At 49.4% G+C, this 17,330-nt stretch carries 13 protein-coding genes; 3 read left to right on the forward strand and 10 right to left on the reverse strand.

Going from position 1 to position 17,330, the window contains the following annotated elements; translation table 11 throughout:
• Positions 1 to 11: 11 nt before the first annotated feature.
• Genes KQI79_RS20335 through KQI79_RS20345 form a run of 3 tightly spaced genes read right to left on the reverse strand, consistent with a single transcriptional unit; the run spans position 12 to position 2,732 of the window.
• Positions 12 to 707, reverse strand: coding sequence for a class I SAM-dependent methyltransferase (locus KQI79_RS20335; RefSeq protein ID WP_216540128.1), 696 nt, complete (start codon positions 705 to 707; stop codon positions 12 to 14).
• Positions 704 to 1,954, reverse strand: coding sequence for an ABC transporter ATP-binding protein (locus KQI79_RS20340; protein WP_216540129.1), 1,251 nt, complete (start codon positions 1,952 to 1,954; stop codon positions 704 to 706). Before KQI79_RS20340 ends, KQI79_RS20335 begins: the two co-directional genes overlap by 4 nt.
• Positions 1,944 to 2,732 carry an ABC transporter permease gene (locus tag KQI79_RS20345; RefSeq protein WP_216540130.1) on the reverse strand — a complete coding sequence of 263 codons (789 nt, stop codon included), beginning with the start codon at positions 2,730 to 2,732 and terminating at the stop codon, positions 1,944 to 1,946. The genes KQI79_RS20340 and KQI79_RS20345 overlap by 11 nt, the downstream gene beginning before the upstream one ends.
• Before the next feature lie 205 nt (positions 2,733 to 2,937).
• Here KQI79_RS20345 and KQI79_RS20350 point away from each other — a divergent pair, with 205 nt between their 5' ends.
• The gene (locus KQI79_RS20350; RefSeq protein WP_216540131.1) at positions 2,938 to 5,424 is read left to right on the forward strand and encodes an O-antigen ligase family protein; all 2,487 of its coding nucleotides are present in this window, start codon (positions 2,938 to 2,940) and stop codon (positions 5,422 to 5,424) included.
• 208 nt (positions 5,425 to 5,632) lie between these two features.
• On the opposite strand, the gene cysK is transcribed toward KQI79_RS20350, so the two are convergent.
• The 5 genes from cysK to KQI79_RS20375 all read right to left on the reverse strand — a co-directional run bounded on the left by cysK (position 5,633) and on the right by KQI79_RS20375 (position 10,359).
• Positions 5,633 to 6,559 (reverse strand): cysteine synthase A, encoded by a 927-nt coding sequence (gene cysK, locus KQI79_RS20355; protein ID WP_216540132.1) that lies wholly within the window; start codon positions 6,557 to 6,559, stop codon positions 5,633 to 5,635.
• 25 nt (positions 6,560 to 6,584) lie between these two features.
• Positions 6,585 to 7,322 carry an ABC transporter ATP-binding protein gene (locus KQI79_RS20360; protein ID WP_216540133.1) on the reverse strand — a complete coding sequence of 246 codons (738 nt, stop codon included), beginning with the start codon at positions 7,320 to 7,322 and terminating at the stop codon, positions 6,585 to 6,587.
• Positions 7,322 to 8,107 carry an ABC transporter permease gene (locus KQI79_RS20365; RefSeq protein WP_216540134.1) on the reverse strand — a complete coding sequence of 262 codons (786 nt, stop codon included), beginning with the start codon at positions 8,105 to 8,107 and terminating at the stop codon, positions 7,322 to 7,324. Before KQI79_RS20365 ends, KQI79_RS20360 begins: the two co-directional genes overlap by 1 nt.
• A gap of 22 nt (positions 8,108 to 8,129) precedes the next feature.
• A complete protein-coding gene (locus KQI79_RS20370; protein ID WP_216540135.1) occupies positions 8,130 to 9,164 on the reverse strand; it encodes an ABC transporter substrate-binding protein in 1,035 nt (344 codons plus the stop codon).
• A 109-nt stretch (positions 9,165 to 9,273) separates the two neighbouring features.
• Entirely contained in the window at positions 9,274 to 10,359 is a 1,086-nt protein-coding gene (locus KQI79_RS20375) for a copper resistance D family protein (protein ID WP_216540136.1), read from the reverse strand.
• A 128-nt stretch (positions 10,360 to 10,487) separates the two neighbouring features.
• On the opposite strand from KQI79_RS20375, the gene KQI79_RS20380 reads away from it, so the two are divergent.
• Positions 10,488 to 10,997, forward strand: a complete 510-nt coding sequence (locus KQI79_RS20380; RefSeq protein WP_216540137.1) for a hypothetical protein — start codon at positions 10,488 to 10,490, stop codon at positions 10,995 to 10,997.
• A gap of 783 nt (positions 10,998 to 11,780) precedes the next feature.
• Here the strand turns inward: KQI79_RS20380 and galU are convergent.
• Together galU and KQI79_RS20390 are read right to left on the reverse strand one after the other, a co-directional pair.
• Positions 11,781 to 12,656 carry a UTP--glucose-1-phosphate uridylyltransferase GalU gene (gene galU, locus KQI79_RS20385; protein WP_216540138.1) on the reverse strand — a complete coding sequence of 292 codons (876 nt, stop codon included), beginning with the start codon at positions 12,654 to 12,656 and terminating at the stop codon, positions 11,781 to 11,783.
• 452 nt (positions 12,657 to 13,108) lie between these two features.
• Entirely contained in the window at positions 13,109 to 15,652 is a 2,544-nt protein-coding gene (locus tag KQI79_RS20390) for a U32 family peptidase (protein ID WP_216540139.1), read from the reverse strand.
• A gap of 302 nt (positions 15,653 to 15,954) precedes the next feature.
• Between KQI79_RS20390 and KQI79_RS20395 the strand changes: the two genes are divergently transcribed.
• A complete protein-coding gene (locus tag KQI79_RS20395) occupies positions 15,955 to 16,704 on the forward strand; it encodes a stalk domain-containing protein (RefSeq protein ID WP_253298288.1) in 750 nt (249 codons plus the stop codon).
• Positions 16,705 to 17,330: the final 626 nt, after the last annotated feature.

Genomic DNA, 17,330 nt, shown 5'->3' on the forward strand with positions numbered 1-17,330 from the left:
TCTCACCTCCTTTATTTCTTGAAACACCAAATCGCCCTTACCTTCCCATCTGTAGCTACGGAACGAGAAACGTATTCTAAACTTTTAAATTCACCGGCATACATTATATCTGTTAAATATTTCTCATAATCATTAATTACTAGAGAGTTTATTTCAAAAAACAGATATTTCTTTGTAATCAAGCCAATTTTACGAAGAATTTCAACCTTTTCACCCCAATTCATTTTACCGTGTTGTGACATCTGTCCATAACCAGTATAGAAATGGTGCAGTATATTAAGCAATAAAACAACATCATATACTGGGAATGGAGGAAGGGTGTGAAGAAAATCCTCTATAGACGAATTAACAGGGATAACTCTATCAATCTTGCACTTTTCGAGCCTTTCTCTCATCATCATGATACTTGATTGTTCGTTTTCTTTTTGAATATTTATATATCGATCATCATCCACTGCTGTTACATGTGCATTCAAAGTTACCCTTAAAGCAAATGAGAAGACGCCACCACTTGAACCAAGATCCAAAACTACAGGTTTTTCTATATTATTTAAATTTAAAAAATTACATATAGCCAATGCCCTATCAAAACTAAAACGTTCAACAGAGCTCAGGTCTAATTGTTCATACAAACTTACGATGTTTATTTTATCATTTTTTAAACGAAGTAAGAGTTCCTGGTTCCAATCCAATGGTTGATAACTCATATTGATGCACCCTTAGTAATCGATATTTTGGGTTGGAGATTGGTAATCCCTGTCGATTTTTCAGCTTGTAAAACTTTTAAATTAACTGCATCTATTCTATGATCAACAGGAATATAGTTATCTCCTTGTTGTGAACCTAGAGCTAGCGATAAGAAATACTCGCCAGCAATTAAATTAAAGTTTTCGAATTCAAGTTGAAACTCATAGCTACTATCTGCAACTAGATCGTCTAAAATTATTCCCTCGTCTCGTGTATTCGAAGCGAAAACATCAATTCCAGTTTTTGTTTTAACCCTTATGCCGAAAACTAAAAAGTCTACATTATCTTTTGCTCTTATTAACAATTTTAACTTCAAAGATTTCCCGGACCATACTGTCCCGTCTGCACCATTTATGATAACAGATTCAATTTGAGCAAACTGAGTTCCATAACGTTCACGATCTTTCAAGTGCAAGGAATTTGATGGATATACATCTGAAACATCATCCAGCTTCTTTTCATGCAATGGAATTCCATAAACATTTTTATAGAATTTATTCACAGCATCAACCGGGGAGCCGTCAAATTTAAGTTCACCCTTATCTAATAATATAGCCCTATTTACAACCTGTTTTAAATTGGCTAATTCATGAGTGACATATATCAAAGTACAACCATCCCTGTTTAGTTCATCTATCTTAGAAAAGCACTTTCTTTGAAAAAAAACATCTCCTACTGCTAATGCTTCGTCTACAATTAAGATCTCAGGATTAACATGAACCGCAACTGAGAATGCCAACCTAACAAACATCCCACTAGAGTATGTCTTGACTGGTTGATTAATAAAGTCTCCAATTTCTGAAAAATTAACAATTTCGTCGAATTTTTCTTCAATTTGTTCATGAGTCAGGCCAAATATTGCTCCATTTAAAAAAACATTTTCTTTTCCAGTGAATTCCGGATTAAATCCACTACCAAGTTCCAATAAAGCTGCAACCCTTCCCTTGACATGTACATTGCCACTTGAAGGAGTAAGAATCCCAGCTATAATTTGCAGTAATGTACTCTTACCTGAACCATTTCTACCAATGATTCCTACTTTCTCCCCTTTACTCACCTTTAGGGATACTTTTGATAGTGCAGAAAAATACCCGTTTTTCTCCCTATTCCTTTTAAAAAGTAATTGTTTTAATCGTTCGGCAGGCGTATTAAAATATCGATAGGTTTTACTGACGTCGTGAATGTCAATGACCACCTCATAAGACATCTGCAAAACCTCCTTTTGTTCTTTGGAAGAAAAAGTAACCAGAAAAATAAATTACCAGAGATACTATAGTGAAACCAGCATACGTATTCCACTCAGGCAACTGTCCCCAAACCAAAATATTCCTTGTATTCTCAACAATTAGTGTAAGGGGGTTAAAATAATATATAAATAATAAATTCTGTGGGATCATAGAGATGGGATAAAAAATTGGACTAAGTAACATAAGGGCTTGAACTAATAAAGTTATAAAATGCCCTATATCTCTAAAATATACGCCTAATGCTGATAATATCCAAGACAACCCAATCGATAGAAAAACAAATGGAATTAAAATGACTGGCAAAAGTATGATTGTCCAATGGATAGTTCCCATAAAAAAATAAAGCCCGCAACTAAGTATAATAAAACTAATACAACTATGAAAAAGTGCAGAGCCCAAAATTGCTATGGGTAAAATTTCCAATGGAAAAATTACTTTTTTTACATAATTTTGATTGCTAATAATTAAAGAAGGTGCTCTTGTTAGCATTTCAGCAAAAATATTAAATATAATGAGTCCAGAAAAAACTAACAATGCAAACTCTAGCTTATTCTCACTCTCAGGTGACCATCTGCTTTTAAATATTTCGCTAAAGACAAAAGTATATATACTTAACATTAATAAAGGAGTTATAATTGACCAGAGCGTTCCAAGCAAAGAGCCTCGATATCTTCCGCTTATTTCACGTATTGTAAATTGTTTAATAAGATTTCTATTAATCCACAAAGTTTTAAACATTACGAAATACTATCCCCTTGGTGTAAAATTTGATTAAATCCTATTAAAAGAATTCGTCAATGGTATTGTAACAAACACACATACTAAATACTAGTATATTAGATATCCAGATTTATATTATAAAACGATTATCCCTACCATTTCCCCTCCCCCTCCCTTTTATGATAAAATAAAGTCGAATTTTATCAACTGAAGGAGATTTCCAATGGTAGAAAAGAAGACGATGCCGGGGGAGAAGTTTACGGCTTGGCAGTGGGGCCTGATCGGGTCGGTGGTGCTGTTTTTGTTTTGGGCGCCGTTTCAGGTTGGGTTGTTTAACGGGAATACGATTAATTACGAGAGTCCGATTTATACCGCGGTATGCTGGATGAGTATTACGCTTGTCGTGCTGGCGGGCTATTTTTTTAAGATTTGGAGATTGGAAGAGCAGAAAGACTGGCTCAGTTTGCTAGTGCTCGGCCTGCCTCTTACTTATTTCATCTCGCTAAGCTCTGCGGGCTCGTCCTATTATGCGATGAATATGGTTTACATACAATTCGTCTACGTGGCCTTGTTCTTGTTTGGCGCATACGTGTTGAAGCACCGGGCGGCGAACCGCATCATTCAATCGGTCGTGCTTATTACCGGCTATTTGGTCGTATGGTACGGGATGATCGCCTGGTTCGGGCATGCGAAGCTTACGGGCTCGCTCGTTTCCTGGTTGGTGCAAGGGTTCCCGTACGGGCCGATTCTGACGGACGGCAGCTATAATCAGACGATTTGGGTACAGGCCATTGGCCACCGGTTGTCTTCGGTATTCCAATATCCGAATACGTATGCCGGACTGCTGATCGCCTTGATGTTCTGCGCGGTGTTCATGCTTGTGAAGTCGCAGAAATGGTATGTGAAGGCACTGAACGCCTTCATGCTCGTCCCGATCATCATTTCGTTTTTCCTGACGTTGTCGCGGGGAGCGATTGTGCTTGTGCCTATTGCTTTTCTCTTTTTCATGTTTTTCCAAAAGCCTTACAGGCAAATCTTATGGGTTGTGCATCTCGGGATCGCGTTTGTCATTTCGCTTGCGTTCCTTGGCAATCTCACGGATACCGGACTGAAGCTGCAGGAGCAATTCTCGTCGTCGCTCGCGGCCAAAGGGTGGTTGACGCTGCTCGGCGTCTCCTTGTTATATACGGTCGTTGCCGTGCTAATCGAACGCTTTATCGCGCCTTGGCTTGAGAAGAAGCTGGAAGGCTTCACCCAGAAAAAATGGTCGCACTTTGCGTTGCCTGTTGCTGCGATTATTATAGGCGGAATTGCGGCGTATGTGTTCATCTTTACGAGCGCCAAAAATATTTTCCCGGAATCGATCAAATCCCGGCTTGAGAGCATTAATTTCCAACAACATAGCGCTCTGGAGCGCGTAACGTTCTATAAGGACGCCATGAAGCTGCTGGGCGACTATCCTGCATTTGGCGCGGGTGGCGGCGCTTGGGCCGCATTATACGAAAAATACCAGCACAACCCTTACACGAGCCGCCAAGCGCATAACTTTGCGATGCAGTATTTGGCCGAGACGGGGATTGTCGGTTTTCTCATTCTAGTGGCATTCCTTGCGTTGATTTTGTACTTCTTTATCCGGAGCTATATCCGCAGCAACGACGAGCAACGCAATAGCGGTTTTCTATATTTCATGATCGCGGTTGCGCTATTTGCGCACAGTATGCTCGATTTCGATCTCAGCTACGTTTATTTGTCCGGTCTGGTTTTCCTTTGTCTCGGAGGCATGATCGCAAATACAAGCACACCGGAGATCAAGAAGCTGAATCATCCGTCGATGCAGTATATTTATCCGAGCGTCGTCGGCGTTCTCGCTGTGGTGATGGTGTTTGTATCGTTCAACTCGTTAACGGCCAACGCTTCTTATAAAACGGCGAACCGAGTCTTGGACGAGACGAAAAACTATAATGAAACGGTGGTGCATTTGGATAAAGCGTTAAGCAAACGTCCGACGCATCCTGATTATGCAAGAATGAAAATCACCTTGCTGCGGTCGGCGTTTCAACAAACGCAGGACGAAGGTTTTTACAATGAGGGCCAACAGCTTTTGGACAAGGTGCTGAAAAAAGAAGCGCATAACCGCATCTTGATCGAATTGCAAATTCTCCAATACGAGATGAAGGGAATGTACGACGAGGCGTTGCAATTCGCCAGAGCGCAGTTGGCGGATCGGCCGTGGGATACGGGCCTGGATCCTGACGATCCGAAGAACATTACGCTTTATGAACGAATCATGATGTGGGATCACGATCTTGGCGAAAAAGCGCGTAAGGAACAGGACACCCAGAATATGAACGCTTATTGGGACGATGCGCTCGCCGTATATGGCAAACTTCAAGAGCAGGTGAAGATCCTCGAATCGCTGCCGGAAGAGCAGAACCAAGGACGCGCCTTCGGCGTCACGCCGAAAATGGCGCTCGCCATCGGCCAGATCCACTTCAAACGCGGGGATTACGCCGCCGCATCGGAGACGTTGAAGCTAGGGATCACGCAAGATTATAATAACGAGGAAAATCGCATCGTCATTCGCTGGTATTTGGCATCGCTGCTGAAACAAAACACGAACGACCAAGCATTGCATGATGCCTTAATCGGAGCGGGTCCGAACGAGCAGCAAATGATTGACGAATTGGTAAATACGAATTTTGGATTATAGATAGGAAAAAATCCCACCCATGCCTCGTACAAGCGAAGTTGGGTGGGATATTATTTTGGAACAAAAGTGCCTTATTTGCGAACACATATACCTTACAAGTCCGCATACAAGTGCTAATCCATGTTCATATGGAACAGAAATACCCTATTCGCGAATTTGAATTCGTTAATAGAGTATCTTTGTCTGGGATCGTACTCCCTCCCATCCTTCAAACCCGAAACAAATCCGAAGACAAATACCGCTCCCCGTAATCCGGGGCGATACAAAGCACGCGGCTGTCCGGAGGCAGCTTGCGGGCGATTTGCACCGCGAAGAAGGCCGACGCCGCCGAGGAAGCACCGACGAGGATGCCTTCCTGCGCTGCGAGCTGTCGCGCCATATGCTGCGCATCGTCGTCCCGAATATGCAATATTTCGTCGTACACCGCTCGATTCAGAATTTTCGGCACGAAGCCGGGGCCTGTCCCCGGGATTTTATGCGGTCCCGGCTCGCCGCCTGCGAGTACCGGAGAACCGGCAGGCTCGACGACGTAGATGCTCAAACCCGGAATGCTCCGCTTCAGTTCCTCGCCTGTACCGGTCACCGTGCCGCCCGTTCCGGCCGTCAGTACCAGCGCGTCCAGCTTCCCTTCGAACGCCTCGTATATTTCCGTCGCCGTCGTATGGCGGTGCGCGTCGGAATTGGCCGGGTTCTCGAATTGCATCGGAATAAAGCTTCCCTCGATCGTCTCCGCAAGCTCCTGCGCCTTCTCGATCGCGCCTCTCATCCCTTTCGAGGAAGGAGTTAGATGCACTCTAGCTCCGTACGCTCTCATGACCAGAACGCGCTCTTTGGTCGCATTCTCGGGCATCGTAATGATGCAAGGATACCCTTTCGCAGCGCAAACCATGGCAAGCCCGATTCCCGTATTGCCGGAGGTAGGCTCGATGATCGTGGACTTGCCCGGCACGATTCTGCCTTCTTCCTCCGCTCTGGCGATCATATTGTAAGCCGCCCGGTCTTTCACGCTTTTGCCCGGATTGAAGTATTCCAATTTCATATATACCGACGCGCCCGCGCCGTCCGCGACGCGGTTCAGCCTCACAATCGGCGTGTCGCCGATCAGTTCCGTTACCGAAGATACTACTTTCGCCATGCTTGTCACTTCCATCTAGTATTTGTTACGCTTCAAGCCCTAACAGGCTCATAATTTTTTGCCGGTTCGCCGCGAAATATTCGCTGTTCCTGTTTCGAGGTCTCGGTTGATCCAGCCGGATCGTCTCTACGACTTGTCCCGGCCTCGCGCTCATTACAAATATTTTATCGGCCAAATAGAGCGCCTCGTCGATATCATGCGTAATGAGCAGCATCGTTTTGCCCGAGCCGGCCCAGATGTTCAGCAGTTCATTTTGCATCGTCAACCGGGTTAACGCATCGAGCGCTCCGTACGGCTCATCCAACAAAAGCACATCCGGGTCCATCACCAACGCTCTGGCAATCGCCGCCCGCTGCTTCATGCCGCCGGACAGCTGCGCCGGATAATACTTGTTAAATCCCGCCAAGTTCACTTTATCCAAAACAGCGTTCACCCGTTCGATCCGCTCCGCTTTGGAGACGCCGGCCAATTCGAGTCCCAGGCCTACATTGTCTTCCACCGTCGACCACGGATACAAGGCATGCTCCTGAAAAATAAACATCCGTTCCGGCGAAGGCCCTTGAATCGCCTTCCCGCCTGCGAGAGCTTCCCCTTGCGACGGAAATTCCAGTCCGGCAAACATGCGCAGCGCCGTACTTTTGCCGCAGCCGGAGGGGCCAACGATCGCCGCAAACTCTCCTTGTTCAATTGTAATATCGATATCGCTTAACACCTGCAGCGATCCGAAATTTTTGCTGATATTGCGGAGTTCGAGTCTTTGCATTACTGATCCCCTCCTCCCTTGATGTATCGCCAATGGAGAAGCTTGCGTTTCAACATTTCCAGGACAAAATGGTCCAGGAACGTGGCGATGGCGCCAATAATGATAATATACATAATAACGCCGGTCATATCCGCCACCTCGCCGGAAAAACTGATGGCGAAGCCCAATCCGACGGCAGCGCTCCCTACCATTTCCCCGGCGATCAACGAACGCCAAGCGTTGCCGAAAGCGACCTGCGCACCGGTAATGAAGGCGGGCAGCGTTTCGGGCAAATATACTTTTCTAAGCAATTGCCCCTTTTTCGCGCCTAATACTTTGGCCACTTCCAGATGCGTCGGATTGACGCCTTCCGTGGCATTCATAACGGACAACGCCATCGGAAAAAAGCTCGCAATGATAATAATCGCAATAATCGGGACATTGCCGAATCCGTACAAAATAATTAAGAACGGGAGCCAAGTGATCGGAGGAATCGACTGCAAAATCCCGATCAAGCTGCGCAAATATACCGCAAAGCTGCGGGACAAGCCCGCAAGCAAGCCGAACAGCCCTCCAAGGAAGCAGGCGATCGGAAACCCGATCCCAAGCCGATACAAGCTTGACCCCAACGACTTCCAGAAATCCGGCGTCGCCAATTCGCGCCCAAGCCGGGCAAACACCTCAGGCACCGACGGAATGACGATCGGCGTCCGGAAATTCCCGAGCTGCAGCAGCAGCAGCAATGATATGACGGCAATTAGAAAAGGCCATACTTGACTCCAAGTTTTACTGAGTGATTTTTTCATAAGACGTTCATCCCAACTCTATCTATGGTTGTACTTGTTCCTGCCAGGAAAGATCCAGCGCGTCCTTAATGTCCAGCTTCTCTTCCAGACTTCCTTGCTCCAGCATCATTTCCGATATTTCCTGCATACGGGCAATGTCTTGCTCCGTAATCGCCCAGTTAAACGTTTGCGATTCGATCGCGGATTGAATCACTTGCTCGGCCGGGATCGTCGTTCCATCCAACTTTTTGAGCTCATCCTCTTGAATAAATTCCTTCGTAATATAGCTCGCCGCTTTGGCCGGATCGTTCTGGAGCATATCGATCGCCTCTTTCTGCGCGTCCAACATCCGGTCTACCGCGTCGCGATTGTTGTTGACGATATCGCCGGAAGCGATCACGACCATGCAAGGGAAAGGCCATTGTTCGCCGATTTCATAAATTTCCTTCACCGGGTACGTTAACTTCGCGATCGAACTATACGGCTCGAATACGAACGCACTGTCCACTTTGCCTGCCGCCAACGATTGAATCGCTACAGCCGGAGAAACGTATTGCATTTGCGCATCTTGTCTATTAAACCCCGCCTCTTTCAAGACAACGCCGTTTAAAACGACATCCGCGGTGCTGCCTTGTTTTTGGGACGCGATGCTTTTCCCTTTCAACTGATCCAACGACTCGATGCCGCTATCGCCGTGAACGAGCATGCTATGATACCCCATTTGCGCGCCGCCGACGATTTTCAGATCGGAGCCTTTGGAAATCCAGGACAGCGCATTGGTAAAGCCGAGTACGCCCGCATCCAATTGACCTCCGACAATGGCCTTAATCATATCCGTACCGCTCGAAAAAAGCTTCATATCCACGTCAAGCCCATGCTTTTTGTAAATCTCCGCTTTATAAGCCAAAATCGTTTGCGCGTCATCCATGACGCTCAAATAACCTAAACGCAGTTTGTGTGTCGGCTGCTCGCCTTCGCCTTGCGCGTTGTTGTTATTGGAACCGCCGCATGCCGCAAGACTGGCGATCAACAATAAAGAGATGACGGCGGCGATCGCTTTTTTGCTTGTTGAAAACATAAACAAACCCCTCCCAAGTCCAGCTATACCTATAATTCCTATATAACAAGTATGATTAATTAAGTTTATAAAATTACCGAGCAAAGGTCAACCACATTTTGTAATGGGGTTACCTGATGGCGGACATAAAGGCTAGATAGCCGAATACGACGAATAGCAGCGAGGCGCATAAACTGATTGAGATACGAGCCCGTTTCCGGAAGCCAAAAGGGATCATGCCTAAACATAAAACGGAGGCAGCCGCCAAAACGACGACAAGCGGATCGAAAGCCAATGTCAGTTGAATATCGGGGGTCACGACGCCGTCATACCACGGCAGAAACCAGCGGGACGGCGGAGTGTAGCGAAGCGTTTGGCCCACATCCAGCGGAAGTACTTGGCGGCTCAACACGGCTGTAACGGCAAACGCACCCAACGCGACTACGCTTTCGGCTTTAAACCATCCTCGCGGATCCAAGTCCGGCATATCGGCTATTTTCCGGCGCAGCACCAACCCGTCGACCAACGCGAATACGAGCAAAGGCATGACAACCAATTGCTTGATCAGCAGCGCCTGTCCGTAATCGAGCGTCTTAGCGGCAAGCCAATCGTTCGATGAAGCGTTCGCCAGCACTGCTCCCGTTGCCGCAACGACGATGAAACATCCTGCTGCAAGCGGGAAGAACCAATCCAGAAAAGAGCGCCACGAGGATCGTGCCCGCGTAAACCACCCGGCGAGAAACAAGAAGCCAAGCCAGACGGAAACGGCTAACAAATGCAAAGATCGAACGGCTGCTTCGACAAACGTAAGACTCGCCGAATGCGCGTAGCTCGCGACCGCCGTGAAGACAATGAACCCGAGCGATGAGATGAGCATCGTCACATGGCGGGTACGAGGGGACATGAACGCATCCGCGCCGTACCAGATCGCGCCGCACCCAAGAAGGCCAAGCCATCCTTTTCCTTGCATGGTCCCGTAGAGGACCTGGATAAAAGCGTTGACATACGATAGATCAAACTGTCCGGCAACTTGCGCCGTTAGATCGAAAAGTGAAAAACAAGCGAAAACGATGACCCCGCCGACAACCGATTGCTCCAGCCCCCGCGGAATTCGCAAGTCCGGCAAACGCCCGGAAGGGATGAATCGCGCGACGGTCAAAGATACGGCTAACGCCAAACAGATATATAATGCGCTCAGTATCAAAACCACGATCATAGTAAAACTCGCTTCCTTTGTTTCGTTTTGGTATGAGCATAACACAATTCCGAGTAAATAAATAGACATTATGCGGTATGTGTAGTATGATAATTCATATTTAGTGAGGATCGAAAGAGGGAATTCGAATGGAAACCGCGATCTCGAAACCGGTACCTATCGCCATGAAACGTTTAATATTCGGGTTGGCCTTCCTCTTGCTGTGGGTCGGCGGTTTAGGATACGGCTATTGGAAAGGGTACCCTATCCTGCAACTGTCCGGCTCGGTATCGCCCGAGCAGCTATATTATAAGCAGATGGTATACGCCGTCAATGAAATGCATAATCAAGTCATATCCTTTGACGATCTTAAGGCCCGGGGTGAGTTAGCTCCAGCCGACTTGGAAAAGGGGAGGACCTACGTCGCTTCTTTGATGGCGGCATTGACTTCCGCTCCGGAGGAATTGTCGGCGGCGCAATATATATTGGAACAATTGCATCAATCCTACCTGCAATATATGGACGATGCCGAGATCGGCTCCTCTCGGCTGAGCGCGTCTCTGGAACTCGCCGAAACCAATTATGCCAAGTTCCGGCAAAACGCCGAGCTGCTAAGCATTCTTCTCGCTTATAACGGCATTGATACGCTTTGTCACTAGCGGTGGCTTGTTAAGCTTTGGGGGGCCTGACCGATCGGGATATTGTAGATCGTGTATATCATACCGATTGGATTGGGGATGCGAGGATAGCGGGAATGGGCGTGCGACGGACAGTTGGAATGAGCGCTGCGATGGGACTTTGATCGGAGAATCCGTCAATTGCGGTGGGCCGCGGACCGCGCGTCCGTTATTTTGCTAAAAACGGGCTTTCATACCACTGGCATTGCATCAAAAGGCTTACGGATTCGATCTCATAATGAAGTGATTGGCCGGCAACTGACCGTGGCGAATACGAATTCCTGCAACAAGAGTCAACTTCATAATCCGCCACCGTTGAAGTAACTGGCTTTATTGCACATATAGAAAGGGGTGCCTCTGCATTTCGGAGGCGATCCGCGCGGCGCTCCTTATTTGCGCTAACGAAACTGGCCATCCTTATTGGGCTCAAAATGAGGACGTTCCCAATCTAACGAAAGTACGTATCGGTATTCGTTGGAAATCGGCGCTTTTATCGCCTTTTTCCCCTCATTAGCGTGTTTCAGTTTCGTTACACGAGCAACGAGGTGATTTACAGGCTATTAGCGTGTTTACGTTTCATTAGCCCGCTCCTTGGGTCGTCAGCCGCGCAGCGGTATGATGAAATTTCCCCAAATAAACGATCCTGTGTCCGCCATTCCTTGCGAAACGAGGAAAATACGGCAAATAACGGACGCAGTGTCCGTCGATTCGCTTCAAAGCTGCAAAACCGCCGGGGTTCCCTCCGGCGGTTTCGTTATGTTCGGATCATGCACGCTGTTCGCGCACGATATTTTCCATAAAGGCCAGCAACTCGTCTTTCAGTTCTCCCCGCTGCATGGCATATTCGATCGTCGTCTTGATGAAGCCGAGCTTCTCCCCTACATCGTAGCGGCGTCCGTAGAAATCGTACGCGAGCACGCGCTCCTGGTCGTTCAAGCGGGCGATCGCGTCGGTTAATTGAATTTCCCCGCCCGTGCCTACTTCTTGCTCGTCTAATATATTAAAAATTGCCGGCGTTAATATGTATCTGCCCATAATAGCCAAATTCGACGGCGCCCGGCTCGGGTCCGGCTTCTCTACCAGGACATTCGCCCGGTACAGCCGTTCCTCGATCGGTTCGGCGTCGACAATTCCATAACGAGATACTTCCTCATGCGGGACAGGTTGTACGCCGACAACGGAAGACTCGTATCGTTCGTATATATCTATCATTTGCTTCAAACAAGGAACGCCGGCTTGCACGATATCGTCGCCGAGCAGCACGGCAAACGGTTCATTGCCGATAAATTTGCGCGCACACCAAACCGCGTGCCCGAGACCTTTGGGTTCTTTTTGCCGGATGTAATGGATGTCGGCCATTTTGGACGATTTCTGCACCTCGTTCAGCAGATCCATCTTCCCTTTTTCAAGCAATGTATACTCCAGTTCGAAGGAGTTGTCGAAATGGTCTTCGATCGCTCTTTTCCCTTTCCCGGTAACGATAATGATATCCTCGATTCCCGAGGCTACGGCCTCCTCCACGATGTATTGGATCGTGGGCTTGTCGACGATCGGCAGCATTTCTTTCGGCATCGCCTTGGTCGCCGGCAAAAATCTCGTTCCCAATCCCGCCGCAGGGATGATCGCTTTCCGAATTCTCACAGGGTCGCCTCCAGTTTCTTATTCATTCAACTTTACCTATTATACAGCATAGAGCTTGGGAAAAGAAACACTAGCCAAGTATGGAACGGCCTTTGCCTGGTTTTTCTCGAGCGCCACGGCCACGGCATATTCGCGGATTAGGAACGGATATACCTTAATAGAGCACTGAATGACCTTGCTTAGTCCCAACACACTGCCATTTCGCAATAAAATGGAACGAACATACCTTATTTGCGAACCGAAATTCGTAAATAAGGTACATCCGTTCCTTTTGACCGGGGAAAATAGAGGAACGCCCCAAAAACGGCGAATTTCGGGTCGTTAATTGGGAACTCCCGTGTACTATGTTAAGCAATTGCGCAGCGACAGCCGGCATTGTCCGTCGTCGCTGCACATACAACTCCAATTGTCATGCAGAACCAGAGCTTGCATGCATGCCCTTCAAACGCTCTTTATTTCACCAACTGCCCGCGCGTCACACCGAGTTGGTTCGTCGCTTTCAGCGTCCGCCATACTTGAGTGCCGCTGATCTCGCCGCGGAGCGCCCGGGTATAGAGGTCGATGACCTCGTGCACCTTATCCGGCGTTTCTTCGAGAAACTCGACGCGGTACGAGGAGACGCCCAGATCGAGGAAATGGCGCAAGTACTCGGCGCCGGATTGCTCGATCGCGTTGTAGACGGTGTTGCGGCAGCCCTCGTCGACGCGGACCGGATGCGACATGCCGATCCGGTCCTGCAAGGAGACGCGATGCTCCTCGCACGGGCGGCCGCAGTTGGTGTAATCCGTTCCTTCGCTTAGGAACGTGCAGTATACGCAATGCTCCGTATGGAACATCGGCAAATGCTGATGAATGACGATTTCGAGCCTCTCCGTGTCGCTGCGGCGCAGCAGGTCGATCATTTGCTGGATGTTCAAGTCATAAGACGGGGTGACCCGTTCCAGGCCGGTATTCAGAAATAGATCGACCGTCTTGTGATTCGCCGCATTGAGCGAGAAATCGCCGATCAGTTGCGGGAAGGGCGCGGCGTTGCCGCCCGCTTCCCATTCGGCCCGGGCGCGCATGTAGTAATACAATGCGCCCGTATTGCGAACGAGCACGGCATCAGGCTGCAATCTCAGGATGTTCTTATGGTAGCCGTTCTCGTTCGGCATATGAATGCGCGGCGTGGCAAGCGCAATCGCCTTGCCCGCTGCGCGCGCAGTTTCCAGCGCAGCCGGAAACTGCTTGATGAACTCGAAATCGGCATAGATCATGCCGATTTCGGTTTCCGCCGCCGCACGCACCTGCTCAAGCGTGCGGCACAGCGCGGCCAGCCGCGGCTGCCCGGCGGCGGCCGCCGCCGGCCGCGCCGCGTCCCCGTGCGCCGGCTTCGCATCGGCGTACACATCCACCGCCCGTTTCACGTACACGGGCGGCAACGCGCGCTCGCCTCCGAGCAGCTCCACCGCGCGGCGGCGGAGCGCGTTCAGCTCGCGCATCGGCACGATCACGTCTCCGTGCAGCTGCACGTCGAGCCGTTCCAACTGGAACAATGTGCCGCCCAAGCGGCCGAATTGTTCCTCCAGCAGCGCCGCATCCATCGGCCGTTTCAACGCCGCCTCGAGCGGCAGCTCCGACTCCGCTTGCACCGTCACGCCCTTCCGCACGTCCGTCCACCACGTCCGCAGCGGCTCGCCCGCGCGGCCTTCGACGCGCACATGCACCGGGAAGACGCGGTACGGCGCTTCCGTCTCGTACGTTTGCCGCAGCCGCTTATCGAGCGCCGGATCGCTCGTTTTCCAGATGCGGTCGCCGACATGCACCCGCTGCAGCTTCACGTCGTTGCGGCCCGGCACGATGTCTACGATCCAGCCTTCCTGCGCCTCGCCTTCCACCTTCACGCCTTTGCGGCGCACGTCGTAGACGCGGCCTCCTTCTTCCTTCTTCGTCGGATCGCCCGCATCGAACACAATGCCGTCGCCCCGCTTCAAAGGAGCCTCCAGCCTGCATACGACCCCGTCGCGCAGCACTTGCTCCACCCGTCCGAGATAGACGCCCCGGCTTTTCGGGAACGTGCCTTCCACCAATTGCTTATTGTTCGTCCCTTTCAGGAATCCGTACGTGAATCCGCGCGAGAAGCTTTGCTCCAGCTCCCGCATTTCCTCGCGCGACGGCGCCGACAAATCGCCCGCAAAATATTTATCGATCGCCTTCCGATACTTGCTCACGACGTTCGCCACATATTCCGGGCTTTTCAACCGGCCCTCGATTTTGAACGACGTCACTCCCGCCTCGATCAGCTCCGGCACCAGTTCAACCGCCGCCAAATCTTTCGGCGACAGCAAATACGCCACATCGCCCATCGGTTTCTGCTGCCCGTCCACCATTAAATCGTACGGCAGCCGGCACGCCTGCGCGCATTCGCCGCGGTTGGCCGAGCGGCCGCCCCACATTTCCGACGTCAGGCATTGGCCCGAATACGATACGCACAGCGCCCCGTGCACGAACACCTCCATCGGCAGCTTCGCTTGCTCTCCGATCGTCTTGATTTGCTTGAGATTGTTTTCCCGGCCGAGCACGACGCGTTCCAAGTCGAACGCTTTCGTAAATTCCACCGCTTCCGGCGACGTAATCGTCATCTGCGTCGACCCGTGAATCGGGAAATCGGGGGAAATTTCGCGAATCATTTTCACAAGACCTAAATCCTGCACGATCACGGCGTCCACCCCCGCGTCGATGCAGGCGTCGATCAACACCTTCGCGTCCGGCAATTCCTCCTCGAACACCAAAATATTAAACGTCAAAAACCCTTTTACACCGTAGCTATGCAAAAACGACATAATCTCGGGCAGCTCGTCCATCGTAAAATTGTTCGCCCGCGCCCGCGCATTAAACTTTTCCACGCCGAAAAAGATCGCATCCGCTCCATTAGCGACCGCCGCCCGCATGCAATCCCAATCGCCGGCCGGCGCCAGCAGCTCGATATCTTCCCGTTGTAAGGCCCTCTCGCCCATGTTCCGCAACTCCTTAACTTGCATTATTTTTCCGTAAACGACTCCACAAGCACCGGACGCAACCTTCCCTCGCAACCGCGCGCCTGCACGCGGAACCCATCTATCGCATCAAACTCATCAATCGAATCGCTTCAATAAAAACAAACCTATTGTACCAAACGTTCCCTCCTATTATCTACTATAGACAAATAAAACCAGGATCATTTCAATTTGGAAGAGTTTACCCAAATCGTTGCCCATTTATTAAAAGTACGTTATGATGGATTTTCACATACATATTTATGCAGAAAGGATTGATAGGTTTGAAGAAAAGAAAGTCTATTACCCTCATCGCTGCAACGGGAGCTTTGCTGCTGGCGTTTTCCGCCGGAGCATCGGCCGCGTCGACATTGGAGCGCATTCAGGCGAACTTGAATCACGGCATTTCTTTTTTGCTGAACGGTGAGAAGTGGACGCCGACGGATGCGAACGGAAAGAAAGCGGTGCCGATCAGCTACCAGGGAACGACTTACGTTCCGTTAAGAGCGGTAGCGGAAGCGACGGGCGCTGAGATCGGATTTGACGGCGCGACGCAGCAAATCTCCATCTCTACCGTATCGCAAGAACAAGGGCAGGAACAAACAGGCCAAGGGGAAAGAACTCCCTTCAATGAAAACAACGTTTCCCATTTGAAATGGGGTTATACTGCCAACGGAATTACAAGAAATAAGGAAGATTTATTGTTTGGAGAAACGCAATATCAAACCGCCTTCACCGTTAGCGGTGTGAACAGCGCAGGGCAAGGGGTCGCCTTCAAAGTGAAAAAAGGGACCAAGCAAATGGGCGTGCTCGTCGGGTTTAAAGCTTCCGAAAGCGGCGGAACGGGAACGTATGTAATCGAAGACAAAGAGAAGCAATCTCTCGCAACGGGCAAAGTCGAAGACGGCAAAGTAGTCAGCAATGAATTGGTCTTGCCGGCGGGAACAACGGAACTATATGTTACTTTCACCGGTCCGGCCGGCGGAAAATCGACGGGATATATTATTTGGGACGAAAGCTGGTTGCAAAATTAATCGCGAGGCCGCTCTTGAATGGAGCGGCTTTTTTTTTGCTCGTAACGGATTAGGCAGATCGCGATCGGCTCATGCGCACGCTCCTCTTATTCTGCCACTGTAACATATCCAACAGAAACCGGACATTTTCCGATCAAAACGGCTCTCCATTGGAAAACATCCAGCGGATTCTCCCCTTTTATCAATTTTTGGCCCCATTTGCAGCGTTTCTGTTGGACCTTTTCCAATGAAGAAGCGTAAGAGTGGATTACAACGAACATAACATTGGACAAAATCCAATGGACATCCCGTTGAATGCAACCTGTATACACCTCAACAGCATCCCGACACAGTTTATCACATTATCGTCTCCAACCGTCCCTCCACTTACTCCACCCCCGGGCAAAGCTGAACAATGCGCGCCAAGCGGCAAGATTGTCACGTCTTCAAATGCAGTGTCAGATCATGCAGACCGCTGCCCCTCGTCACCATAAGAAAAACGCCTGACGGCGTCCTTTAAGTTCGTGCATCTCCGTTCATACGTACCAAAGTAAGCTGGGGTATGGGGATCTTCTTCCCCTGTCCCCAGTCTACTTTTTCACATCATTTATCCTGTATTCATAGCCATGAACTCCTTTGTAATAATC

Source organism: Paenibacillus sp. MSJ-34 (assembly GCF_018918005.1).
Taxonomy (GTDB): domain Bacteria; phylum Bacillota; class Bacilli; order Paenibacillales; family Paenibacillaceae; genus MSJ-34.